This is a genomic window from Mycobacterium sp., from assembly GCF_965277065.1.
Lineage (GTDB): Bacteria > Actinomycetota > Actinomycetes > Mycobacteriales > Mycobacteriaceae > Mycobacterium.
Map to the genome: position 1 here is coordinate 863,278 of NZ_CBDIBT010000019.1, position 22,640 is coordinate 885,917.

Consider the following 22,640-nt stretch of genomic DNA (forward strand, 5'->3'; position numbering starts at 1 on the left):
GTGGATCAAACTCCTTCCGGACTCAGAACCCGCGCTGAGTGGGAATCGATGCGGTGTCGGCGTCGTCGCGGTGCCGGGAGTGGTCGTCGGCGTCGTCGCGGTGCCGGGAACGGTCGTCGTCGTAGTCTCTGCTCTTCGCGTTTTCCCGCTCGTCATTCTCGAACGACTCGAGGATGGCTTCCTGGGCGTCCTTCGGCAGCAGGTGCAGGTTTTCCCGCACCCGGGCCTGCCGACGGGCTGCTCCCTTGCGCTCCGGCATGCCGGGGGTGGCGGAGATCTGCGGCGGCACGCCCTCGACCTCATCGGTGCCACCGTCGTGGTGGCCGGCCTCGATGTGGGCCTGCTCCTCGGCCATGGTCGCCTCGTCTTTTTCCTCCGACATACCGATCGGGCCGATACGGCGACCGTTGAGGAACTGTTTGACGACCGGCTCATCGCTGGTCAGCAGCACCTCGCGGGGGCCGAACATGACCAGCTTGCGGCGGAACAGCATGCCCATGTTGTCGGGCACCGTGCGGGCGATGTTGATGTTGTGCGTCACGATCAGGATCGTGCAGTCGATCTGGGCGTTGATGTCGATCAGCAACTGGCTCAGGTACGCGGTACGGACCGGGTCCAGACCGGAGTCGGGCTCGTCACACAGAATGATCTGCGGGTCCAGCACCAGCGAACGGGCCAGGCCGGCACGCTTGCGCATACCACCGGAGATCTCACCGGGGAACTTCTTCTCATCCCCGCCCAGACCCACCATCTCCAGCTTCTCCATGACGACGTCACGGATCTCGCCTTCCTTCTTCTTCGTGTGCTCGCGCAACGGGAACGCAGTGTTGTCATACAGGTTCATCGACCCGAATAGGGCGCCGTCCTGGAACATGACGCCAAACAGGGTGCGGATGTCGTACAAGTCTTTGGCCGAACATTCGGTGATGTCCGTGCCGTCGACGACGATCGAGCCACGCTCGGGACGCAGCAGACCGATCAGCGACTTCAGGAAGACGGATTTACCCGTACCTGACGGGCCCAGCAGAACGCTGACCTCGCCCTCGGGGACTTCCATCGTGACGTCTTCCCAGATTCGCTGGGAACCGAAGGACTTGGTCAATCCCTCAACCGAGATACCGATACCCACGCGAACCCTCCCGCTGATGTTGCTGATAGCAGCCCAAGCCCAGCTTGTGGCTTGAGTCACTGTAGCGCACAGGTAGGTCAGATTTGATCAGTCCTGCGGCGCCCAGTTTCCGTGAAATCCCATCGGTACGCGCTGCGGCAGATGGACCGTCGCCACCGACTCGCAGGTTTGCGCATCGAGCAGCAGCAGTTGGCCTTCGTCATGTCCGCGGTGGTACCCGTAACCGATCAGGATTCCGTCATCCTCAGACAAGCTAACCGAATCGGCGGCCGGGCGCGGGACGAATGACATCTCGCCGATCAGCAACTCGGGATCCAGCGGGGCGATCATGCTCGACCCGGTCGCGAAGTCGTGCTTGTAGAGCGCCGACGACATTTTGGATCTGCCTGAGTTCACGAAGCCGCCGTCAATGCCAACGGTGTAGCCGAAGCGATGCCGGCTACCGAGCAGCGTCTCGTTGATCCGGGGGAATTCCTGCGAGCGATCGTCGCGGCATTCGGTGCTCACCGTGCCGGTAACCAGGTTGACCGTCCACCGGTCCAGGGTGGGCGTGACGCCACCGGGTCCGCGCCGGTCGCGGTCGAACATCCGCTCGTACCGCACCACGTCGAGCACCAGAACTTCGTGGCCGTCGCGCAGCTCGGAGTAGGCGTTGAGCGGGTGGTACACGTAGCAAGGCTCGATCTCGAACCACCGCACGTCGTTGTTGTTTCCCTCACGGGGCATCACCCCGATGCGGGCCGGGTATTTCGGATTCCAGGCGTAGGGCATCTGGTAAGCCGGTTTTTCATTGCGGTTGAACAGCGCCGCGATTGGACCCGGCACCGGAACCTGCCCGACGACCGCCTCGGCTACCAAGCGGGCCGGATGCCGCATCCACCTGGGCATCTTCTTCGGCAACACCTGCATCGGATCCAGCGTCACCGGCAGGTCGTAGAGCACTACATATTTGTCGGTCAGCGAGAAGTCGTGCATCATCGGCGACCCCGAGACCTCGATGTCGACCGTGCGTCGCGCGTAGCCGTCAGTGTCGATCACCGAGTACTGCACGTGTTTGCCGCGCGCAAAGGAGTACGACACCGCATGCAGTTCACCGGTGTTCGGGTCGCGATGCGGATGAGCGGCGTACCCACCCGAGAGCGTGCCGTCGAAATCGCACGCCCCGACGGTGTCGAGTTCATCGGTGAGCTCGTAGTTGGCCACGCCGCCTTCGACGAGAGCCAGCGTCTTGCCGGCGTGAGCCAGCACGTTGGTGTTGGCGCCGAGCGATTGCAGCCCAGCGCGCAGGTTGCGGGCGCTGGCGGCAGGCTCTCCCAGAGCGCTGCGGACGGCAGCGCTGCGGACCCAGCGGTTGCGATACCAGCCGGCCTTGCCGCCCTGCAGCGAAACGCCGTGGACCATGCCGTCGCCGGTGAACCAGTGGTAGGTGGCCGGATCGACTTCGGCGACCGGGTTTGGCCCGTTGCGGAGATAACGCCCGTCCAGGAATTCGGGGATGTGACCGGTGACCGCCAGATCGGTCGCGGTCACCTCGGCGCTGACCGGAGCAAGGAAATCATCGAGGTACGGGTTCGCCGGCGGGGTGGTGACGGCACTACTCACTGCTGACTCCTAGCTCGGATAACATTGATATTCCATTGTTATACCGGTCGAGTGCACTATATGTCAAGATGTTGGGCGATGACTCCCCCGGCCGAACGCAACGTGCGCGACGAGTTGCTGCGCGTTGCCGTCGACATCCTGAACCAGGACGGCCCGGACGGATTGCAGACCCGCAAGATCGCCAGCGCCGCCGGCACGTCGACGATGGCGGTGTACACCTACTTCAGCGGCATGCCCGGACTGATTGCTGCGGTCGCCGACGAGGGTTACCGGCAGTTCGATGCCGCCCTGACGATGCCGTCCACGTCGGATCCGGTCGCCGATCTGATGGCGACTGGAATCGCCTACCGCCGCTATGCGATCGAACGTCCGCACATGTACCGCTTGATGTTCGGCAGCACCAGCGCCCACGGCATCAACGCGCCGGCACACAACGTGCTCACCCTGACGCTGGCCGAGATCAACGACCACTACCCCAGCTTCGCCCACGTCGTCCGGGGCGTGCACCGATCGATGCAGGCCGGGCGGATCAGCGGCGAACCCGACGACGATGCTTCTGTGGTGGCCACTGCCGCGCAGTTCTGGGCGGCGATCCACGGCTTCGTCATGCTCGAGCTCGCCGGATCCTATGGCGCGCAGGGCAGTGCTGTCGTGCCGGTGCTGGCCGGTTTGACGACGAATCTGCTTGTCGCGCTGGGTGATTCACCGGAGCTGGTCCGAGAGTCGCAGCAGGCGTCGGTCCAGCGCTAGATACGCGAAACCCCCGGAACCTGTTGGGCTCCGGGGGTTTTCGTTAATCGACTACTTGACGGTGACGGTGGCGCCGGCAGCCTCGAGCTTGGTCTTGGCCTCCTCGGCAGCCTCCTTCGGCGCCTTCTCCAGAACCGGCTTGGGCGCGCCGTCGACGAGGTCCTTGGCTTCTTTCAGGCCCAGGCCCGAGACGATCTCGCGGACAACCTTGATGACGCCGATCTTCTTGTCACCGGCGGCCTCGAGGATGACGTCGAATTCCGACTGCTCCTCGGCGGCCTCGGCGGGCGCGCCACCGGCGGCGGGGCCGGCGGCGGCAACGGCGACCGGGGCGGCCGCGGTGACCTCGAAGGTCTCTTCGAACTTCTTCACGAACTCCGAGAGCTCCAGCAAGGTGAGTTCCTTGAAGGCGTCGAGCAGTTCGTCAGTGGAGAGCTTGGACATGGTGTGGGTCCTTCCTGGGTGTTTCGGGGTTTATTCGGTGGTTTCGGCCGGAGCCGCAGGTGCTTCGGTCGGCTCGGCCTCGGCCGCGGGGACCTCGGCTGCCTCGGCGGCGGGTGCCGCTGCTTCGGCCGGGGCCGCAGGTTCTTCCGCGGCCCGCTTTTCTTGCAGCGCGAAGGCGAGCCTGGCGAACTGCGAGGCGGGCGCGTTGAACAGCCCGGCCGCCTTGGACAGGTTGGCCTTCATCGCTCCGGCCAGCTTGGCCAGCAGAACCTCCCGCGATTCCAGGTCGGCGATGCGGTCCACTTCGGCGACGGTCAGCGCGCGACCGTCCATGTAGCCGCCCTTGATGACCAACGCCTTATGGTCCTTGGCGAACTTCTTGATCGCCTTGGCAGCGTCAACGGCCTCGCCGCTGACGAACGCGATCGCGGTCGGCCCGACGAACAGCTCGTCGAGGCCTTCGACGCCGGCATCCGATGCGGCCCGCTTGATCAGCGTGTTCTTGGCGACCGAGTAGGTCGCGGAACCCGCCAGCGAGCGACGCAGCTCGGCCAGGTTTGCGACCGTCAGACCGCGATACTCGGTGATCACGGTCGCCGTTGAGCTCTTGAACTGCTCAGCGATGTCTGCAACGGCGGTGGCCTTGTCAGCCTGTGCCATGCATTCCTCCTTGGGTTCTCGGCCCAGAAACGACGAACGCCCCGACGCGGGAAGCGGCGGGGCGTGACGTTTCCGTTGGCTCGCGCCAAACGAAGGTCTGCCTCGTCCTCCTGCGTGGGCCGTCCGGCAGTTCCCGGACCTTCAACCGATTGCTCGGTGACCGACGGTCTTCGGTGGATCGCCGCCCACCATACCGTGGGCTGCCGCGATCAGCCAAAACGGCCAGTCTCAGCCGTCACAGTTTTCGGCTTAGTGGCTCACGTGACGGATGAGACCAGCGCGGCCGCACCGATCAGGCCGGCGTCGCCGCCGAGGGCGGCCGGCACCACCTGGAGGCCGCGGATGAAGCTCAGCCCCGCGTAGTCGGCCAGCGCCGCGCGTAACGGGTCGAAGAGGATCGGGCCCGACCTGGCCACTCCCCCGCCGATGACGACGAGGTCGAGGTCGCACACCGCGCCGACGGAGGCGATCATCGCGGCCAGTGCGATGGCGCTACGACGAAACGCCGTCAGCGCCAACGGGTCACCGGCTTCGGCCGCAAGGCCCAGCGCGGCGGCGTCGGCGCCGGGTGGCCCGGCCCAGCCGTTGGCCAGCGCCCATCGCGTCATCCACGGTCCGGACGCGACGGTCTCGACGCAGCCGCGGCCACCACACGGGCACGGCTGCCCGTCGAGTTCGACAACGACGTGGCCTACGTGGCCGGCGTTGCCGGTCCGGCCCTGATATGGCTTGCCGTCCAGCACCAGCCCGCCGCCCACCCCGGTCGACACCACCATGCCGAGGACAAAGGGGGCGCCGCGGCCGGCGCCGCGCCAATGCTCGCCCAACGCCATGCACACGCCGTCGCCGGCCAGCCGCACCGGCACATCGGGCATCGCGGCCGCCACCCGGTCGCGCAGCGGAAACCCGCGCCACGAAACGATATTGACCGGGCTGACTGTCCCCGCAGCCAGGTCGACGGGGCCGGCGGAACCGACGCCGACCGCGCGGATGGCGCCGTGGGCCACTTGGGCCGCGTCCCCGATCATTCGATCGACGACGCTCCAGACATGTTCTGCTTGGCGATCTTTCGGTGTCGGCTCGACAGCCCGGTGCACCAGCTCACCGGCCGGGTCGACGAGTCCGACGGCGATCTTGGTGCCGCCGATATCAAGAGCCAGGGTCAGCATCGGGACTCAGTGCCGGTGGGTGTTGTCGGGTTGGCGGGGGTCGCCGGGATGCTCGTAGCCGGGTGAGAGCCGCACCAGCTCGGCCCGGCGCCGATCCAGCCACAACCGGAAGGCCCGCCGCCGGGCGACCGCCCTCAGGTGCTCGGCGATCATCGGGCGGACCTCGGCAAGCGGCGGGACGCTCACTGCCGGGGCGCGCCAGCCGTGGTCATCCGATCGGGAGCCAGTGAACCGCAACGGGTTTCGTTCGTAGTAGGCGGCGACGTCGTCATCGCTGACGTTGACGTCGGCGGTGACGCACCCGAACAGCGCCCGCGCCCGGGGGTCCGCCAGCGCCGCGGCGGCGATGCTGCCGATCTCCAGTCGGGCCGTGATGTCGGGCAGCAGGTCGTCCTCGGCCGCGGCGTCGTCCGTGCTCAGACCGCGGGCCGCGAAATCGGCGCCCACCACGCGTTCGGTCACGATCAGCTGCGTCAGCCAGCGCCTCAGTTGCCTGCCTTCGCCGGTACCGGCGAACGGCAGCGCGGAGGCCAGCGGGCCGTCACGCAGTCGCGCCTCGCGGGCATCGAGTTCGTGGACCGGTATTGGAACACCGCCGACGACCGCGACCGGGCCGTGACGATGGGCATGCGTCATTGCACAATCACCTTCACTGCGGGCGAATAGACCAGCCGACCGGCGCAACCGATCCGGATCAGCGCCCACCACTGGCCGGGTTCGGCCCAGGCCGGCGGGCTCACCGCGAAGCCGACCTCGACGGTGCCCCGGGCCGGCACCACCGCGCCCAGCGCTGCGGGGCCGGCCCACTCCCACGTCCCCCACGGGCTGATCAGGTGCGCCTCCAGGCTCAGATCGCCACCCGCCTGGCTGCCGACGGTCGCGGTCAGCCGAGCCGAATCACCGGCCGCCACAGCGATATCGGCGGGCTCCTCGGCGAAATAGACCAGCCCGCCGTCGTCGGCCCCACCGACGGAAACCAGCGCGACGTCTTCGACCACCTGCCGCCACGACGCCGGGACGCCGGCATCGGCGAGCGCCAGCTGCGCCCGAACCGGATACACGCCGGGCTCGAGGTTCGCGGGCGTCGTCACCACGACATCGGCTTCCCGATGCTCACCGGCCGGCAACGTGAACGGCAGCGACGCGGGATCCGCCGACCAGCCGGGCGGGCAGACCAGCGACACCGTCCCGGCCAGCGGCGCGTCGGTGCTGTCGCTGGCCAGCGTCAGGCGCATCGGAAACGTCGAGCCCGCCACCGCGGTGAGTTGATGCGGGTCCAGGTGTGCGACGACGGGCAAGCCGCCCAGCGGCGCCGGCCCACGGTTGTGCAACCAGTAGCGCGCACACAGCGGCTGCGCGATCTCGGCATCCGGTGCCAGTACTGCGCTTTCGGCGTCCAGCAGACGGGGCAGGTCGAATCGCGCCAGTGCGGTGCCGATCTGGTGACCGTGCAAGGTGGTGAGGTGGTGGCGGCCCAGCGGCCGCTCCAACAGGTCGGCGGCCCGCAGATCTGACACCGTCCCCAACGGCGAGCTCACCGCGACATCGGTCTCGCCGCCGCGGGTTTCGACCAACCGGAGCGCGACGTGGCCGGTGTCGACGCGCTCGGCGCTGCCATGAGCCAACGGGTTGCCGGCCGCTTTCAGGGCGCCCAGCTGCACCACGCCGGCCGGGTCTACCCGCAACAGCGAGCCGGTAGCGGGTAGCCCCGTTAGCGAACCCGACGCCGTCACGGGCAGCAATGGATGCGAGAACTCAGCGCTGCGCTCCGGAATGTCGGCGTGCCGCCAGTCGCCGCCGCCGGACACCAACGCGTAGTCGAAACCGTGTGTCCAGTGCTGCAATTGGAAGTTGGAGCCGTCGGGCGCGGTGCGCCGCGGCTCGTCGATCCAGATACCGGATGGCCACCCCGTGCAGGACCGCATCAGCGCGGTGTGCAGCGTGCCGTCGGTTTCGACGGCGAAGCTGGGCACCCCGCGGTTGCACAGCGCGACGGTCCGGGATTCGAAGTCCGCCAACCCCGACGGCGTGTGTTGCTCGACGACGATCTCGGCGTCGGCGAGGTCGTCGGTCACCGCGGCGATCGCTGCGGCGAGGTGCGCGTTGTCGCGGCCGACGATCACCAGCACCGGTAGCGCCCGCGCATCGCGCAGGTCGGCGTCGGGAAGCCAGCCGTCCGCCAACGGCGCGGCGGCGGGCACCCAGACCGTGGCGTGACCGGTCTCGGCGAGCTGACGCTCGACCTCGCGGGCATACGCCGGGTCCGCGGCTGCCAACACCGCCTCGGTGAAGGCGTTTCGGCCCAACGTGATCCGGGTGTCGGGCAGGTTGGAGTCGACGCCGAGCAGCCCGTAGCGTGGCCGGTCGGCGCTGCTGCAGGTCGCGGTGACCCCGGCCCGCACCAGCGCGACCACCAGGTCGCGGGCCAGCTGGCCGGCCGCCGCCTCGGTCGGCGCGATCACCTCGGCCACCGACACCGCACACACGCCGTCACCGACGCGCACCCGCGCCGCCGACGACAAGCCGAACCAGCCGTAGGCCGGGTTGTCCAGCGTCCAGGGATGATCGGCGGTGTCTATCGACCTGGAGTCGTTGTGCAGCAACGCAAAACCACGACCGATGACGGCGTCGCCGACCTCGCTGACCGGCATGGCGCCCGGCACCGGGCACGGCCAGCGCAGCCGCAGCAGTCGGTCTTCCCCGACGAAGTCGTCGATGGTGGTGGCGCAGTCGACCCGGTCGACGCCACGCCAGAGCGTCAGGGTCTGGGTGTAGCGCAGCACGTCGCCGATCCGGCCGCGCACGACCAGCCGCCGGCCCAGCGGGCTGCGGTAGGCCTGCACCTGCGCTGCCGTTTCCGACGAGCCGACCACAGGCCCCTTGGGCAGCAGATGCCAGGGGCCTTCGCCGCCGGTCGGATGCGCCGGATATTCCTCGTAGACGGCCAGCTCGTTACCCACCCGGCCGTCGGCGATCAGCTGCCTACCGTCGCGCACCAGCGACGTCACACCGCCGCCGCGGGCGGGGTCGACGGCCAGGCGGTAGTGCTCGTTGGCGATTTCGTTGCCCGCCAACGACTCCCAACCACTTTCGGTGCCGGCGGCCACCACGCTGTACGCCCGCCACCCCAGCGACGGCACGTCGCGGGCCAGCCAGCTGACCGACCTGCCGCCGTGCTCGACCACCGCGGGCAACTCGGCGCCATCGTGATCCAGCACCCGAACGTGTGCGCCGACCGGATCGGCGAACCGGGCGGTGACGACATCGGTCCGGTTGTGCGCCAACGTATTCCAGACAACCAATTCGCCGTCGACCGCGCTGGACAGCAGCTCGAGCGAGTTGTCCCGGGCCGCCCGGCCCAGCTCCCAGGCGTCGCGCCATCCAGTCAGCAGGTCGAGGTAGACCTGGTCGGACTCCGAGCCGGTGATCGCGTCGTGATGGGCGCCGTACGCCAGCTGCACCCACGCCTTGGCCAACGCGGCCTGCGGGTACTCGGCACCGGCCACCAAACCGGCGAACACCGCGAACTTCTCGGCGTCCAGCACCGCGTCTTCGGCGGCGCGGTTGGCCTGCTTGGTGTCGATGAACGACACGTCCTTGCCGGTGTAGATCGGGTTCATGTCCCGGGTCTGCGGCGACGGCGACTCGCCGCGGTCAGCCAACTCGGCCCGCACCGCGGCGAAGAACTCACGCGGTAGCGCGCAGACGAACCGGGGCCAGGTGTACCGCGAGGCCCAGTCGCGGTGAATCTCGGTGACCCACTTGTTCGGTGGCGTGTAGTCGGTGCCGACCGGCAGCAACACGTTGCGGGTCAGCGCGACTTTCTTCAGTTCCGCGAATAGCTCGAACGCGGCCTGCTCGGCTTCGGCGACGGTGGTCGACTCGTCCATCCACCAGCCGGCCGAATAATGCGCGGGCATGTAGTGGGTGAGCAGGCCGCGGCCGGACGGCGAGATCCATTCGAACTCGCTGCTGAACTGCATCCCAGATACGCCGCCCTCGCTGTGCATCGGACCCCACTGGTGGTGCGGCCCGCGGGCCCACGAACTCGAGGTCAGCCCGGCGTCGGCGGCCATCCCGGGAAACTGCGGATCGTGGCCGAACACGTCGAGCTGCCACGCGGTTTCCGGGTCGCCGCCGAGCACGTCACGCTGAAAGCCGATGCCGTGCACAAAGTTTCGGATCGTCGTCTCGGGGCTGGTGAGATTGGTGTTCGGCTCGTTGTAGGTGCCGCCCATGATCTCCACCCGGCCGTCGCGCATCAGCCGGCGAAGGTCGGCGCGATCCTCGGGATGGGTGTCCCAATAGGGCTTGAGGTAGTCCACTTCGGCAAGGACGAACTTGTATTCGGGCTCGCGCCGGGCCATCTCTAAATGGGCGTGGACCAACTCGAAAGCGTTGGTCTGACGGGCTTTTCCGGGCGGGTCCTCGGTCCAGAGGCTGGTGTAGGCGCCCTGGGTGTTCCACCACACCGGGTCGTAGTGAAAGTGGCTGATCATGAACATCGTCCAGCCGGGCTCGGCGACCACGAAGTCCAACGGCGTCGACCTCGACGCGACCTGGACGTGCGCGGCGCGGCGCTGCCCGGCGACCGGGTCGGTGACGCTCACCGGCACCTCGACCACCCCGCGGCCGACCGCTGAACCTCTGAGCCCGTCGCCGTCGACGCGAACCCGCACCGGCTCGGTGGCCCCGTCCAACGTCACCCGAACCAGCTGTACCGGCGCATCCGCCGGGCCCACGAAAAGTTCCGTCGACTCCGCCGAAATGACCTGCATTCCTGCACCCTACGGCCGGATGACAGGCTTAGGCGTAAGCAACGGAAAGGTTCGGCCATGCCTGCTCTCGCTTCGCCCATCGCCGACGAACGCAGCGCACTGCGCGAGTATCTCGCCTACCACCAGAGCGCGTTCTTCGCGGTGGCTTACGGACTCACCGACGAACAGGCCCGACAGACACCCACGGTCAGTGAGTTGTCGATCGGCGGGCTGATCAAGCACGTCACCGATATGCAGCGCACCTGGATGTCACGGGTCGCGGCCGCACCGGATGCGCCGCCCAAAGACCCGCGCTCGTTCGACGAGGTCGCCAAGCATTTCGCCGACCAGCACGTCATGCGTGGCGACGAGACGCTGGACGGCCTGCTCGAAGCGTTCACAGCACAGAACGCCGAAACGCTTCGGCTGGCGGAGACGGCCGATCTGGGCACGAAAGTGCCAGTGCCACAAGATATCCCGTGGTTCCCAAAGGGCATCAAAGACTGGTCGGTGCGCTGGGTGATCCTGCACGTGATCAACGAGCTGACCCGGCACTCCGGCCACGCCGACATCATCCGCGAAAGCATCGACGGCGCCACCATGTACGAACTGCTCGCCGGGCTGGAGGGCTGGTCGATCGAGGGCTGGGTCCAGCCCTGGGCCAAAGATGCAGACTCGTAGCGGCCTGGCGCGTCGCGACACCGACGACGGTGTCGTCGAGCTGTATTACGAAGACCTCGGCGACGCAGGAAGCCCGGCCGTCCTGTTGATCATGGGCCTGGGCGCCCAGCTGCCGATGTGGCCGGACGGCTTCTGCGCCCAACTCGTCGACGCCGGATATCGGGTGATCCGCTTCGACCATCGCGACACCGGCCTGTCGGCCAAGATGCACGGCAAGCGCGCCGCGGGCTCGGTGCACCGGCGGGTCGCCCGGTACGCGTTCGGCCGTGGCAGCCAGGTGCCCTACACGCTGGTCGACATGACGCACGACGTGGTCGCGCTGCTCGACCAGCTCGTTATCGGCCGGGCACACATCGTCGGCGCGTCGATGGGCGGGATGATCGCGCAGATCCTGGCCGCCACCGAGCCGGACCGGGTCGCCTCGCTGGCCATCGTGATGTCCACCACCGGCAAGCCGTTCTCCCGGCTGCCGGCCTGGCGGGTGATCAGGCTGGCGTTCAACGCGCCGGCCGACGACGCGACCGAGGAGGAGAAGCTCGCGTTCGAGGTCCGCAACGTCGCGGTGTTCAACGGCCCGAACTTCTTGCCGCCCGAAGCAGAGCTGCGCCGTCGGGTGCAGCACCTCGCGGAGCGGTCCACCTACCCGCCGGGCATGCTGCGTCAGTTCGACGCGGTGCTGGGCACCGGCAGCCTGCTGGGCTTCAGCAAGACGATCACCGCGCCGACGGTGGTGTTGCACGGCTCGGAGGACCCGATGCTGCGGCCCGGCAACGGCCGGGCCGTCGCAGCAGCCATTCCCGGCGCCCGCTATGTGGTGATCGACGGCATGGGCCACGACCTCCCCCAACCGGTGTGGCGGCCGGTCGTGGAGACGTTGACCGAGAACTTCTCACGCCGAACGTGACGGTTCGAGGCCCGCCGCCGAGCCTCTGACCTGCGTGATTCGGTACCGACCTGGGCCATTTGAGAGACTGCAGCAATGAGTTCCAACAACCACCGCGGGGTTGCCAGGCTTGACCGGGTGCCGCTGCCGGTCGAGGCGGCGCGCATCGGCGTGACCGGTTGGCAGCTCACCCGCACCGCGGGCCGCATCCTGACCAAGCTGCCGGGCAAAGGCTCGGTGCAGCAAAAGGTCATCAAGCAGCTCCCCCAGACTTTCGCCGACCTGGGCCCGACCTACGTCAAGTTCGGCCAGATCATCGCGTCCAGCCCGGGCGCCTTCGGTGAGCAGCTGTCGCGGGAGTTCCGCAGCTTGCTCGACCGCGTGCCGCCGGCCGACAAGGACCAGGTGCACAAGCTCTGCAAAGAGGAGCTCGGCGGCGACCCGGCAGACCTGTTCGCCAGCTTCGACGAGCACCCCTTCGCCTCCGCGTCGATCGCCCAGGTGCACTACGCCACCCTGCACAGCGGCGAGGAAGTCGTCGTCAAGATCCAGCGGCCGGGTATCCGCCGCCGGGTGGCCGCCGACCTGCAGATCCTCAAGCGTTTCGCGCAGGCCGTCGAGGTGGCCAAGCTGGGCCGCCGGCTGTCCGCCCAGGACGTCGTGGCGGACTTCTCCGACAACTTGGCCGAGGAGCTGAGCTTCCGCCTCGAGGCGCAGTCGATGGAGGCCTGGGTCTCCCATCTGCAATCGTCGCCGCTCGGCAAGAACATCCGGGTCCCCCAGGTGTACTGGGACCTGACGTCGGAGCGGGTGCTGACGATGGAACGGGTGCAGGGCATCCGCATCGACGACGTCGCAGCCATCCGCAAGGCCGGCTTCGACGGCACCGCGCTGGTCAAGGCGCTGCTGTTCAGCCTGTTCGAGGGCGGCCTGCGGCACGGCCTGTTCCACGGCGACCTGCACGCCGGCAACCTCTACGTCGACGACGAGGGCCGGATCGTGTTCTTCGATTTCGGCATCATGGGCCGCATCGATCCGCGGACCCGCTGGCTGCTCCGCGAGTTGGTGCACGCGCTGCTGGTGAAGAAGGACCACGCCGCGGCCGGCAAAATCGTCGTGTTGATGGGCGCCGTCGGCACCATGCGGCCGGAAGCCGAGGCCGCCAAGGACCTGGAGCGCTTCGCCACCCCGCTGACCATGTCGACGCTGGGCGAGCTGTCCTACGCCGACATCGGCAAGCAGCTGTCCACGCTGGCCGACGCCTACGACGTCAAGCTGCCACGTGAGCTGGTGCTGATCGGCAAGCAGTTCCTCTACGTCGAGCGCTACATGAAGCTGCTGGCTCCGGCGTGGCAGATGATGTCCGACCCGCAGCTCACCGGATACTTCGCCAACTTCATGGTCGAAGTCGCCCGCGAGCACAACGAATCCGATTTAGAGGTCTAGCGCATGCAAATCCGCACCGGCACAGCACGTTCCGGCGATTTGGACATCTACTACGAGGACATGGGGGAACCGAGCGACCCGGCCGTCCTGCTGATCATGGGCCTGGGTTCGCAGCTGCTGCTGTGGCGCGACGGGTTCTGCGAGAAGCTGATTGCCCAAGGCCTGCGGGTGATCCGGTACGACAACCGCGACGTCGGGCTGTCCAGTAAGACCGAGCGACGCAGCAACGACGGATCGATGCTGCTCAACATGCTCAAGTTCTTCGTGGGCATTCCCGGCACAGCGGACTACCGGCTCGAGGACATGGCCGACGACGCCGCCGCGATACTCGATCACCTCGAGATCGACCGCGCCCACATCGTCGGCGCGTCGATGGGCGGCATGATCGCCCAGATCTTCGGGGCCCGGTTCACGCAGCGCACCCGCTCGCTGGCGGTGATCTTCTCCAGCAACAACCGGCCGTTCCTGCCACCGCCGCATCCGAGCGCCCTGCTCGCCGTGCTGCGAGGCCCGTCGCCCAACTCGCCGATCGACGTGATCGCCGACTATTCGGTGAAGGTCTGGCGGATCATCGGCAGCCCGCGCTACCCGGCTCCCGAGCAGCGGCTGCGCGAGGAAGCCATCCAGGGCTACGAGCGCTGCTACTACCCGTGGGGAACGGCCCGGCACTTCGACGCGATCCTCGCCAGCGGCAGCCTGGCCCGCTACGACCGGCAGATCACCGCGCCGACGGTCGTGCTGCACGGCAAAGCGGACAAACTGCAGCGGCCGTTCGGCGGCAAGGTGGTCGCCCGCACGATCCCCGGCGCCCGCCTGCGGTTGTTCGACGGCATGGGCCACGACCTGCCCGAAGAGCTGTGGGACGACATCATCGGCGAGCTGACCACAACGTTTACCGAGGCCTGAGCGGCAGTTTCGCGGATTCGGTCTGACCAGGCCGATCGACTAGCATGACTCGAGGATCGCCGGGGGGCGGGCAGTTCACCCAGTGCGGGTCGACGCCACGAAATATCCAGAAAGGCGCGTTGTGCGATGGCCGAAAAGCTCAGGCCACATTTCGAAGACGTACAGGCACACTACGACCTGTCCGACGAGTTCTTTGCGCTCTTCCTCGACCCGAGCCAGACCTACAGCTGCGCCTACTTCGAGAAAGACGACTACACGCTCGAGCAGGCGCAGCAGGCCAAGGTCGACCTGGCCCTGGGCAAGCTCGGCCTGCAACCCGGGATGACGCTGCTGGACGTCGGCTGCGGCTGGGGCAGCACGATGCGCCGCGCCGTCGAGAAGTACGACGTGAACGTCATCGGCCTAACGCTGTCGAAGAACCAGGCCGGCCACGTCCAGAAGACGCTGGACGCCATGGACAGCCCCCGCACCAAGGAAGTCCGCTTGGCCGGCTGGGAGGAATTCCACGAGCCGGTCGACCGGATCGTGTCGATCGGCGCGTTCGAGCACTTCGGCCACGACCGGTACGACGACTTCTTCACGATGGCCAACGAGGCCCTGCCCGACGACGGCGTGATGCTGCTGCACACGATCACCGGCCTGACCCCGGCGCAGATGACCGAACGCGGCATGCCGTTGACGTTCGAGCTGGCCAGATTCATGAAGTTCATCGTCGACGAGATCTTCCCCGGCGGCCGGTTGCCGTCGATCGAGATGGTGGACGACCGCTCCTCGAAGGGCGGCTTTACGCTGACCCGCCGGCAGTCACTGCAGCCGCATTACGCGAGGACGCTGGACTGCTGGTCCGCTGCGCTGGAGGCCCACAAGGACGAGGCCATCGAAATCCAGTCGCAGGAAATGTACGACCGCTACATGCACTATCTGACCGGGTGCGCTAAGGGATTTCGGGTCGGTTATATCGACGTCAACCAGTTCACCCTGGAGAAGTAATCACCACACGCACAATGAACAGCGACGTTATTGCGATGGCGGACGGTAACGCCGGGGTACTGTGCTCTCGCGACCTGGGTGCGGTTATTTCCCAGGCAGTAGGAAAGGGTTAAAGAACGCCGATGACTGAAAATCCAGTCGATCCGTTTGACAAGCGGACGCGTCCTGAGGACATCCAGGCGCACTACGACCTGTCCGACGACTTCTTCGGGCTGTTCCAGGACCCGACCCGGACCTACAGCAGCGCCTACTTCACCCGTGACGACCAGTCGCTGGAGGAAGCCCAGATCGCCAAGGTCGATCTGAACCTCGACAAGCTGGACCTCAAGCCGGGCATGACGCTGCTGGACATCGGCTGCGGGTGGGGCACCACGATGAAGCGAGCCGTGGAGAAGTACGACGTCAACGTGATCGGTCTGACGTTGTCCAACAACCAGCACGCCCGCGCTCAGCAGGTCTTGGACGATCTGGACACCGACCGCACACGCAAGGTCCTGCTGCGCGGCTGGGAGGACTTCAGCGATCCCGTCGACCGGATCGTGTCCATCGAGGCGTTCGAGCACTTCGGCTTCGAGAACTACGACCGCTACTTCAAGAACGCGTTCAGCATCATGCCCGAAGACGGGCGGATGACCGTGCAGAGCAGCGTGGCCTATCACCCGTACGACCTGAACGCTCGCGGCAAGAAAATCACTTTCGAGACGGCGCGGTTCATCAAGTTCATCCTCACCGAGATCTTCCCCGGCGGTCGGCTGCCGTCCACCGGCATGATGGTCGAGCACGGCGAGAAGGCGGGTTTTGTTGTGCCCGAACCGCTTTCGCTGCGGGAGAGCTACATCAAGACGCTGACGATCTGGGGTGACGCGCTCGAGGCCAACAAGGACAAGGCCATCGAGATCCAGTCCGAAGAGGTTTACGACCGGTACATGAGGTACCTGCGCGGCTGCCAGCACTACTTCGCCGACGAGGTCATCGACGTCAGCCTGGTCACCTACCTGAAGCCGGGCGCCGCCGCCTAGTTTTTGCCGTCGAGTGGCTAGTTATGACACGCCATAGCCCGAAATGCGTGTCATAACTAGCCACTCGGCCGCTTCACCCAGAATTTTTCTGCGGCGCTGTCGGATTCCGGCCGCGCCGTTCGTCGAACGGGTAGAGAGTGGAACACCGGGTTCTGCTCACTACCGGAGGTGACGACGATGCAGTACCTCGCTTTGCTTATCAGCCCAGAGCGCGATCTCACGCCTGACGAGCGCGCCGCCGAGATGGCGGCCTACGAGAGTTTCCACGCCAAGGTTCTCCCCTCGATCCGCTCCGGTGACGCGCTGTTGCCCGCGGCAACCGCTGTGCGTATCGACGGCGGTCCGGACGCGCCGACGATCACCGACGGCCCGTTCGCCGAGGGCGCCGAAGTCGCCGGCGGCTATTACGTGTTCGAGGCGGAAAACCTCGACGATGCACTGGAACTGGCTCGGGGTATCCCGGCCGCCCGCCACGGCGCCATCGAAATTCGGCCGGTTTTTCACACCATCGATGCCGAGTGGTCACGCTCGGACGCCCAGTGGCTGGCTCTGCTGCTGGAGCCGCCCGCGAACGTCAACACCCCGGGGACACCGGAGTGGCAGGCCGAGTCGGACCGGCATGCCGAATTCGCCGCCGCAGCACGCGATCACATCGTCTCGGGGGCGGCATTGCACGAACCGGCGACGGCAACGACGGTGCGCGTCCGCGACGGCGAGGTGTTGCTCACCGACGGTCCGTTCGCCGAAAGCGCCGAGATTGCGACCGGGTTCTATCTGCTGACCGCCGCCGATCGCGACGAGGCGGTGAAGCTGGCGTCGATGATTCCCGCTTCTGGTGTGGAGGTGCGGCAGCTGGCCAAGGTGTCGGCCATTTAGCCCACGAATGGTCAACCTGGACGGCGTTTTTCGGCGGGAGTGGGGTCCGGCAGTGGCCGCGCTGGCCCGGTGGTCGGGTGATCTGACCGTCGCCGAGGACGCCGTCCAGGAGGCCTTCGCCGAGGCACTGCGGGCGTGGCCGCACGACGGCATACCGGACAACCCCGGTGCATGGGTGCTCACCGTGGCGCGAAACCGCGCCCGCGACCGGTTGCGTCGCGAGTCGGTACGCCCGAGGAAGGAGTCAGCTGCTTTGGAAGGGTATGTGGAGCAGATGCAGCGCCGAACCGATGTGGACGTTCACCCGGTCCGCGACGACGAGTTGCGGATGATGTTCACCTGCGCGCATCCGGCGCTCGACCGGTTGTCTCAGTTGGCGCTGACGTTGCGGCTGGTGTCCGGGCTGACCGTCGCCGAGATAGCCCGCGCGCTACTGCAGACGGAAGCGGCTGTCGGGCAGCGCATTACCCGGGCCAAAGCCAAGGTCCGGCACGCGAACATCCCGCTGCGGGTGCCGCCCGCCGAGCTGCTTCCGCAGCGCACGACACATGTGCTCAGCTGCATCTACTCGGTGTTCACCGAGGGCTACTGGTCGACCGCCGGGCCGTCGGCCATCCGCGACGAGTTGTGCGACGAGGGCGTCCGGCTGGCGACCGAGCTGTGCGCGCTGATGCCCCGCGAGCTCGAAGCCCACGCGCTGGCAGCGCTTGTGCTGCTGCATGATTCGCGACGAGCCACCCGTGTCGACGCCGACGGCGCATTGGTCCCACTCGAGGAGCAGGACCGTAGCCGGTGGGACCGCGGCAGGATCGCGCGCGGCCTGGACCGGCTGCGGCTGGCCCACGGGTCGACCGGGCCTTACCTGCCGCAGGCGGTGATCGCCGCGCTGCATGCGACCGCGCCGTCATGGGAGCAGACCGACTGGCGCACGATTTGCGCGGCCTACGACAAGCTGGCGGCGATGACGGATTCTCCGGTGGTGCGGGCGAACCGGGCCCTGGCGGTAGGTTTCCGCGACGGCCCGGACGCCGGGCTGGCGGCACTGGAGCAGGTTGCACACGACCCGAGGCTGGCACGATCCAACCTCGTCGCGTCGGTACGCGCCGACCTGCTACGCCGGGCGGGACGGCGAGACGATGCCCTCACCTGGTACCGAGAAGCGTTGATGTCCAACGGTTCCGACCCGGGTCGCGACTATCTGCGCCGCCGGATCGTGGAGTGCGGTGGATGAGCCATCAAGAGTGGTTGCGGGCGCCCAAGTCTCCCTTGAGATACAGCGCCCGGGCCGCCTGACGCGCGAGCTTGCCGCTGGTGGTCCGCGGGATGACGCCCGCCGCGACCAGCAGCACATCGGCCAGCGGCAGGCTGTGGCGTCGGGATACCGCCGCGCGGATGTCATCGATCACCGGCTGCAGGTCGCCCCGGCCGGCCCCTGGCGCCCGTTCGGCGGCGATCACGACGCGTTCGCCGACCTCATCGGCAGCGGCGCCCGGTACCTCGTTGGCCGGCACCGAAAACGCTGCGACATAACCCGATCGGACTTTCGGCGATGCCTCGGCCGTGGTGGCCTCGACGTCCTGCGGGTAATGGTTGCGGCCGTCGACGATGATCAGATCTTTGATCCGCCCGGTGATGTAGAGCTCCCCGTCGAGGTAGACGCCGAGATCACCGGTCCGCAGCCAGGTGGCATCGCTCGGGGTTCCGTCGGCATGGCTGCCGACCGGCAGTCGGCATTGCAGCTTGTTGCCGAACACCCGCTCGGTTTCCTCGGGGCGTCCCCAATAGCCTTGGCCGATGTTGTTGCCGTGCAACCAGATTTCGCCGACCTCCCCGTCGGCGAGTTCCGCCTCGGCATCGCCGTCGACGATGACACCCCACTGGCTGCGGGCGATCCGGCCGCAGGACACCTGCGAGACGGCGTTCGGGGTGTCGCGCGGGACCTGAACAGCGCGCCCCGCGCCCAACTGTTCCCGGTCCAGGTACACCACGGTCGCCGCGGCGGAGAGGTCGATGGTCGAGACGAACAGCGTCGCCTCGGCCATTCCGTAGGACGGCTTGATCGACGTGTTCGGCAGCCCGTACGGGGCGAACGCCGTGTTGAACTTCTCGATCGAGGCGATCCGCACCGGCTCGGAGCCGTTGATCAGCGACACCACGTTGGTCAGGTCGAGCTCTTCGCCGGCGTCGGGACGCCCGCGGTCCACGGCCAGCTCGAACGCGAAGTTCGGGGCCGCCGCGAAGGTCGGGCCGTGCTGGGATTCGGCGGCCAGTTGTCGGATCCAGCGCTGCGGCCTGCGGACGAACGAGACCGGCGACATGAGCGTGACCTGCGTTCCGAATACCGCGACGCAGACGATCATCAGCAGGCCCATGTCGTGGTACAGCGGGAGCCAGCTGACGCTGCGGATGTCCCAGTCGATTCCGGTCGAGATCACCATCTGCAGCACGTTGGTGCCGATGGCGCGGTGGGTGATCTCCACACCAACCGGAGACCGGGTGGACCCCGAGGTGTACTGCAGGTAGGCGATGTCGTCGGTATCCAGGTGAACCGGAGCGAAGGTGGCGCCCACCGAGTCGGGAACCTCGTCGATCGCGATCACCCGCGGTCTGCTCTCGCGCGGCAGCGTGCGGACAAACTCCACCACTGCCGCGGCCGCGCCGGAGGTGGTCAATACCACCGACGGCTTGGCGTCGCCCAGGACCGCGTCGAGGCGCTCGGCGTGCCCCGGAAACTCCGGCGCAAACAACGGCACGGCGATGTCGCCGGCCTTGATCGCGGCAAAGAAGCCGACGATGTAGTCGATGCCCTGCGGCGCCAGGATCGCCACCCGATCGCCCTTGGTGGTGATCTGCTGCAGCCGAGCACCGATGGCCCGCAGCCGGGTACCCAGCTCGCCCCAGGTCAGCTCGATCATCGTGCCGTTGGCGTCGTGGGCGTAATCGAGGAAGCGATACGCGACGGCAGCACCGATGTCATCGATGTGGCGGTCCAGAAAGGTCACCAAGTTGACCCCTCCTGGCAGGACGATCTCGCCGTCCGCGTCCAGGTAGTCAGTCAACTCCGGCCGGCTCAGCCGACTGCCGTCGCTTTCCCAAGCACCAAGCATGAGGAGATTCTAAGAGATAACAGTTCTGTTGACCGCTACCAACCGCCGGTGGACAGCACCAGGCACTTACGCGTCGGAGAAGTTGCGGGTGACCGCCGGGTCGACCGGGATGCCCGGGCCGGTGGTCGTGGAGACCGTGATCTTCTTCAGGTAGCGCCCCTTGGACGATGACGGCTTGTGCCGCAGCACCTCGTCGAGCGCCGCGCCGTAGTTCTCCACCAGCTGCTTGGAGTCGAAGGACGCCTTGCCGATGACGAAGTGCAGGTTGGCCTGTTTGTCGACGCGGAAGTTGATCTTTCCGCCTTTGATCTCCGAAACAGCCTTGGTGATGTCCGGGGTGACGGTGCCGGTCTTGGGGTTCGGCATCAGGCCACGCGGGCCGAGGATGCGGGCGATCCGGCCGACCTTGGCCATCTGGTCGGGGGTCGCGATCGCCGCGTCGAAGTCAAGGAAGCCGCCCTGAATCTTTTCGATCAGGTCGTCGCTGCCAACCACATCGGCGCCGGCGGCGGTCGCCTCTTCGGCCTTTTCGCCGACGGCGAAGACCGCGACGCGCGCTGTCTTACCGGTGCCGTGCGGGAGGTTGACCGTGCCGCGGACCATCTGGTCGGCCTTGCGCGGGTCCACGCCGAGCCGGATGGCGACCTCGACGGTCGCGTCCTGCTTGGTCGACGACGTCTCCTTGGCCAACTTGGTGGCCTCGAGCGGAGAGTAGAGGTTGTCGTGGTCGATCTTCTCGGCCGCGGCGCGATATGCCTTGCTGTTCTTGCTCATTCGTTCAACCAATCTTCAGTGTCGGGTTGTGGTCGGCGGGCCGAAGCTGGCCCTCCCACGGGCACTACATTTGTCGGACTCCTCAACGGGACCACCCGCATCGTCGTCCGATGGGAAACCGTCCTTAGACGACAGTGATCCCCATCGACCGGGCGGTCCCGGCGATGATCTTGGCGGCTGCGTCGATGTCGTTGGCGTTGAGATCGGCCTTCTTCGTCTCGGCGATCTCGCGGACCTGGTCCCAGGTGACCTTGGCGACCTTCTCCTTGTGCGGCTCGGGCGAGCCCTTGGCCACCTTGGCGGCCTTGAGCAGCAGGCGGGCGGCCGGCGGCGTCTTCAGCGCGAAGGTGAAGCTGCGGTCCTCGTACACGGTGATCTCCACCGGGACGACGTTGCCGCGCTGGCTGTCCGTCGCCGCGTTGTACGCCTTGCAGAATTCCATGATGTTGACGCCGTGCTGGCCTAGTGCCGGACCGACGGGCGGAGCCGGGTTGGCCTCGCCGGCCTTGATCTGCAGCTTGATCAGCCCGGCGACCTTCTTCTTCGGGGCCATGAGTGTTGGTGTTCCTTCCTAGTTGCCGGACTCCTCAGCGGGACCACCCGCATCGTCGCCGAGCGGTTCTAAATCTTTGAGACCTGGGTGAAGCCCAGTTCCACAGGTGTTTCGCGGCCGAAGATGGACACCAGCACCTTGAGCTTCTGTTGTTCGGCGTTGACCTCGTTGATCGTCGCCGGCAGCGTGGCGAACGGCCCGTCCATGACGGTGACCGACTCGCCGACCTCGTAGTCCACCTCGACCACGGGACGTTCCAGACCGCCTTCGCCGACCGCGGCCGAGGTGCTCGAGGCACCCTTGGCGGGCTTCTTGGCGGCACCCTGCGGAAGCAGGAACTTGACCACGTCGTCGAGCCGCAGCGCCGACGGACGCGACGTGGCGCCGACGAACCCGGTGACGCCTGGGGTGTTGCGCACCGCCGACCACGAGTCGTCGGTCAAATCCATCCGCACCAGGATGTAGCCGGGCAGCACCTTGCGGTTGACCTGCTTGCGCTGACCGTTCTTGATCTCGGTGACCTCTTCGGTGGGCACTTCCACCTGGAAGATGTAGTCGCCGACATCCAGGTTCTGCACCCGGGTCTCGAGGTTGGCTTTCACCTTGTTCTCGTATCCCGCATAGGAGTGGATGACGTACCAGTCGCCGGGCTTGGCGCGCAGGTCGGCCTTCAGCGCGACGGCCGGGTCGACATCTTCGTCCTCAACCGGCTCCTCGGGCGCTGCGGTCGCTTCGGCGGCGTCGTCAGCCGCGTCGGGAGCCTGGCCCGCCTCTGAAACCGCTTCGGCCGTCGACTGATCCAACGACTCGGCGGTCCTGCTCGCAATCGTGGTCGTCGGATCCGCGGCCGCGATGCGCGCGTCGGACACTTCAGAGGGCGTCTGGCCCTCGAAC

The 22,640-nt window shown here is 67.1% G+C and carries 20 protein-coding genes; 9 read left to right on the forward strand and 11 right to left on the reverse strand.

Translation table 11 applies throughout. From position 1 onward, the window contains the following. Positions 1–22 precede the first annotated feature (22 nt). Both ACQY5A_RS21395 and ACQY5A_RS21400 read right to left on the reverse strand, forming a co-directional pair. Positions 23–1,129, reverse strand: a complete 1,107-nt coding sequence (locus ACQY5A_RS21395; RefSeq protein ID WP_428342299.1) for an ABC transporter ATP-binding protein — start codon at positions 1,127–1,129, stop codon at positions 23–25. Between the two features lie 87 nt (positions 1,130–1,216). Continuing rightward, positions 1,217–2,731, reverse strand: a complete 1,515-nt coding sequence (locus ACQY5A_RS21400; protein ID WP_428342300.1) for a carotenoid oxygenase family protein — start codon at positions 2,729–2,731, stop codon at positions 1,217–1,219. A 78-nt stretch (positions 2,732–2,809) separates the two neighbouring features. On the opposite strand from ACQY5A_RS21400, the gene ACQY5A_RS21405 reads away from it, so the two are divergent. Then, entirely contained in the window at positions 2,810–3,481 is a 672-nt protein-coding gene (locus ACQY5A_RS21405) for a TetR/AcrR family transcriptional regulator (RefSeq protein WP_428342301.1), read from the forward strand. A gap of 51 nt (positions 3,482–3,532) precedes the next feature. Here ACQY5A_RS21405 and rplL read toward each other — a convergent pair whose 3' ends face one another. From rplL to ACQY5A_RS21430, 5 genes are all read right to left on the reverse strand, one after another. Then, positions 3,533–3,925, reverse strand: a complete 393-nt coding sequence (rplL, locus tag ACQY5A_RS21410; RefSeq protein WP_428342302.1) for a 50S ribosomal protein L7/L12 — start codon at positions 3,923–3,925, stop codon at positions 3,533–3,535. Between the two features lie 30 nt (positions 3,926–3,955). Beyond that, positions 3,956–4,585, reverse strand: a complete 630-nt coding sequence (rplJ, locus tag ACQY5A_RS21415) for a 50S ribosomal protein L10 (RefSeq protein ID WP_428342303.1) — start codon at positions 4,583–4,585, stop codon at positions 3,956–3,958. Between the two features lie 257 nt (positions 4,586–4,842). Continuing rightward, the gene (locus ACQY5A_RS21420) at positions 4,843–5,754 is read right to left on the reverse strand and encodes an ROK family protein (protein WP_428342304.1); all 912 of its coding nucleotides are present in this window, start codon (positions 5,752–5,754) and stop codon (positions 4,843–4,845) included. Positions 5,755–5,760: 6 nt separating this feature from the next. Further along, the gene (locus ACQY5A_RS21425) at positions 5,761–6,390 is read right to left on the reverse strand and encodes a DUF7158 domain-containing protein (protein ID WP_428342305.1); all 630 of its coding nucleotides are present in this window, start codon (positions 6,388–6,390) and stop codon (positions 5,761–5,763) included. Next, the gene (locus ACQY5A_RS21430) at positions 6,387–10,532 is read right to left on the reverse strand and encodes an NEW3 domain-containing protein (protein ID WP_428342306.1); all 4,146 of its coding nucleotides are present in this window, start codon (positions 10,530–10,532) and stop codon (positions 6,387–6,389) included. The genes ACQY5A_RS21425 and ACQY5A_RS21430 overlap by 4 nt, the downstream gene beginning before the upstream one ends. 78 nt (positions 10,533–10,610) lie before the next feature. Between ACQY5A_RS21430 and ACQY5A_RS21435 the strand changes: the two genes are divergently transcribed. The 8 genes from ACQY5A_RS21435 to ACQY5A_RS21470 all read left to right on the forward strand — a co-directional run bounded on the left by ACQY5A_RS21435 (position 10,611) and on the right by ACQY5A_RS21470 (position 18,543). Next, positions 10,611–11,192, forward strand: a complete 582-nt coding sequence (locus ACQY5A_RS21435) for a DinB family protein (RefSeq protein WP_428343276.1) — start codon at positions 10,611–10,613, stop codon at positions 11,190–11,192. Further along, on the forward strand, positions 11,179–12,096 hold the full coding sequence (locus ACQY5A_RS21440) for an alpha/beta fold hydrolase (protein WP_428342307.1): 918 nt from the start codon (positions 11,179–11,181) through the stop codon (positions 12,094–12,096). Before ACQY5A_RS21435 ends, ACQY5A_RS21440 begins: the two co-directional genes overlap by 14 nt. A 75-nt stretch (positions 12,097–12,171) precedes the next feature. Next, the gene (locus ACQY5A_RS21445) at positions 12,172–13,521 is read left to right on the forward strand and encodes an ABC1 kinase family protein (protein ID WP_428342308.1); all 1,350 of its coding nucleotides are present in this window, start codon (positions 12,172–12,174) and stop codon (positions 13,519–13,521) included. Positions 13,522–13,524: 3 nt separating this feature from the next. Further along, positions 13,525–14,427 (forward strand): alpha/beta fold hydrolase, encoded by a 903-nt coding sequence (locus ACQY5A_RS21450; RefSeq protein ID WP_428342309.1) that lies wholly within the window; start codon positions 13,525–13,527, stop codon positions 14,425–14,427. Between the two features lie 126 nt (positions 14,428–14,553). Further along, positions 14,554–15,417 carry a cyclopropane mycolic acid synthase family methyltransferase gene (locus ACQY5A_RS21455; RefSeq protein WP_428342310.1) on the forward strand — a complete coding sequence of 288 codons (864 nt, stop codon included), beginning with the start codon at positions 14,554–14,556 and terminating at the stop codon, positions 15,415–15,417. 122 nt (positions 15,418–15,539) lie between these two features. Continuing rightward, a complete protein-coding gene (locus tag ACQY5A_RS21460; protein WP_428342311.1) occupies positions 15,540–16,436 on the forward strand; it encodes a cyclopropane mycolic acid synthase family methyltransferase in 897 nt (298 codons plus the stop codon). Between the two features lie 177 nt (positions 16,437–16,613). Next, positions 16,614–17,312: a YciI family protein gene (locus ACQY5A_RS21465; RefSeq protein ID WP_428342312.1), complete on the forward strand. Its 699-nt coding sequence runs from the start codon at positions 16,614–16,616 to the stop codon at positions 17,310–17,312. Positions 17,313–17,319: 7 nt separating this feature from the next. Then, the gene (locus tag ACQY5A_RS21470) at positions 17,320–18,543 is read left to right on the forward strand and encodes an RNA polymerase sigma factor (RefSeq protein ID WP_428342313.1); all 1,224 of its coding nucleotides are present in this window, start codon (positions 17,320–17,322) and stop codon (positions 18,541–18,543) included. Positions 18,544–18,547: 4 nt separating this feature from the next. On the opposite strand, the gene ACQY5A_RS21475 is transcribed toward ACQY5A_RS21470, so the two are convergent. From ACQY5A_RS21475 to nusG, 4 genes are all read right to left on the reverse strand, one after another. Further along, positions 18,548–20,419: a fatty acyl-AMP ligase gene (locus ACQY5A_RS21475; protein WP_428342314.1), complete on the reverse strand. Its 1,872-nt coding sequence runs from the start codon at positions 20,417–20,419 to the stop codon at positions 18,548–18,550. Positions 20,420–20,485: 66 nt separating this feature from the next. After that, positions 20,486–21,193 carry a 50S ribosomal protein L1 gene (gene rplA, locus ACQY5A_RS21480; protein ID WP_428342315.1) on the reverse strand — a complete coding sequence of 236 codons (708 nt, stop codon included), beginning with the start codon at positions 21,191–21,193 and terminating at the stop codon, positions 20,486–20,488. A 124-nt stretch (positions 21,194–21,317) separates the two neighbouring features. Beyond that, on the reverse strand, positions 21,318–21,746 hold the full coding sequence (gene rplK, locus ACQY5A_RS21485; protein WP_428342317.1) for a 50S ribosomal protein L11: 429 nt from the start codon (positions 21,744–21,746) through the stop codon (positions 21,318–21,320). Between the two features lie 68 nt (positions 21,747–21,814). After that, positions 21,815–22,549 carry a transcription termination/antitermination protein NusG gene (gene nusG / locus ACQY5A_RS21490; protein ID WP_428343277.1) on the reverse strand — a complete coding sequence of 245 codons (735 nt, stop codon included), beginning with the start codon at positions 22,547–22,549 and terminating at the stop codon, positions 21,815–21,817. Positions 22,550–22,640 lie beyond the last annotated feature (91 nt).

Excerpts from the sequence above, each read along its gene's own strand:
- rplJ (WP_428342303.1), bottom strand. The coding sequence starts at position 4,585 with ATGGCACAGGCTGACAAGGCCACCGCCGTTGCAGACATCGCTGAGCAG.
- ACQY5A_RS21455 (WP_428342310.1), top strand. The coding sequence starts at position 14,554 with ATGGCCGAAAAGCTCAGGCCACATTTCGAAGACGTACAGGCACACTAC.
- rplK (WP_428342317.1), bottom strand. The coding sequence starts at position 21,746 with ATGGCCCCGAAGAAGAAGGTCGCCGGGCTGATCAAGCTGCAGATCAAG.
- ACQY5A_RS21470 (WP_428342313.1), top strand. The coding sequence starts at position 17,320 with ATGGTCAACCTGGACGGCGTTTTTCGGCGGGAGTGGGGTCCGGCAGTG.
- ACQY5A_RS21465 (WP_428342312.1), top strand. The coding sequence starts at position 16,614 with ATGCAGTACCTCGCTTTGCTTATCAGCCCAGAGCGCGATCTCACGCCT.
- rplL (WP_428342302.1), bottom strand. The coding sequence starts at position 3,925 with ATGTCCAAGCTCTCCACTGACGAACTGCTCGACGCCTTCAAGGAACTC.
- ACQY5A_RS21405 (WP_428342301.1), top strand. The coding sequence starts at position 2,810 with ATGACTCCCCCGGCCGAACGCAACGTGCGCGACGAGTTGCTGCGCGTT.
- ACQY5A_RS21450 (WP_428342309.1), top strand. The coding sequence starts at position 13,525 with ATGCAAATCCGCACCGGCACAGCACGTTCCGGCGATTTGGACATCTAC.
- rplA (WP_428342315.1), bottom strand. The coding sequence starts at position 21,193 with ATGAGCAAGAACAGCAAGGCATATCGCGCCGCGGCCGAGAAGATCGAC.
- ACQY5A_RS21440 (WP_428342307.1), top strand. The coding sequence starts at position 11,179 with ATGCAGACTCGTAGCGGCCTGGCGCGTCGCGACACCGACGACGGTGTC.
- ACQY5A_RS21475 (WP_428342314.1), bottom strand. The coding sequence starts at position 20,419 with ATGCTTGGTGCTTGGGAAAGCGACGGCAGTCGGCTGAGCCGGCCGGAG.
- ACQY5A_RS21430 (WP_428342306.1), bottom strand. The coding sequence starts at position 10,532 with ATGCAGGTCATTTCGGCGGAGTCGACGGAACTTTTCGTGGGCCCGGCG.
- ACQY5A_RS21460 (WP_428342311.1), top strand. The coding sequence starts at position 15,540 with ATGACTGAAAATCCAGTCGATCCGTTTGACAAGCGGACGCGTCCTGAG.
- ACQY5A_RS21420 (WP_428342304.1), bottom strand. The coding sequence starts at position 5,754 with ATGCTGACCCTGGCTCTTGATATCGGCGGCACCAAGATCGCCGTCGGA.
- ACQY5A_RS21445 (WP_428342308.1), top strand. The coding sequence starts at position 12,172 with ATGAGTTCCAACAACCACCGCGGGGTTGCCAGGCTTGACCGGGTGCCG.
- ACQY5A_RS21425 (WP_428342305.1), bottom strand. The coding sequence starts at position 6,390 with ATGACGCATGCCCATCGTCACGGCCCGGTCGCGGTCGTCGGCGGTGTT.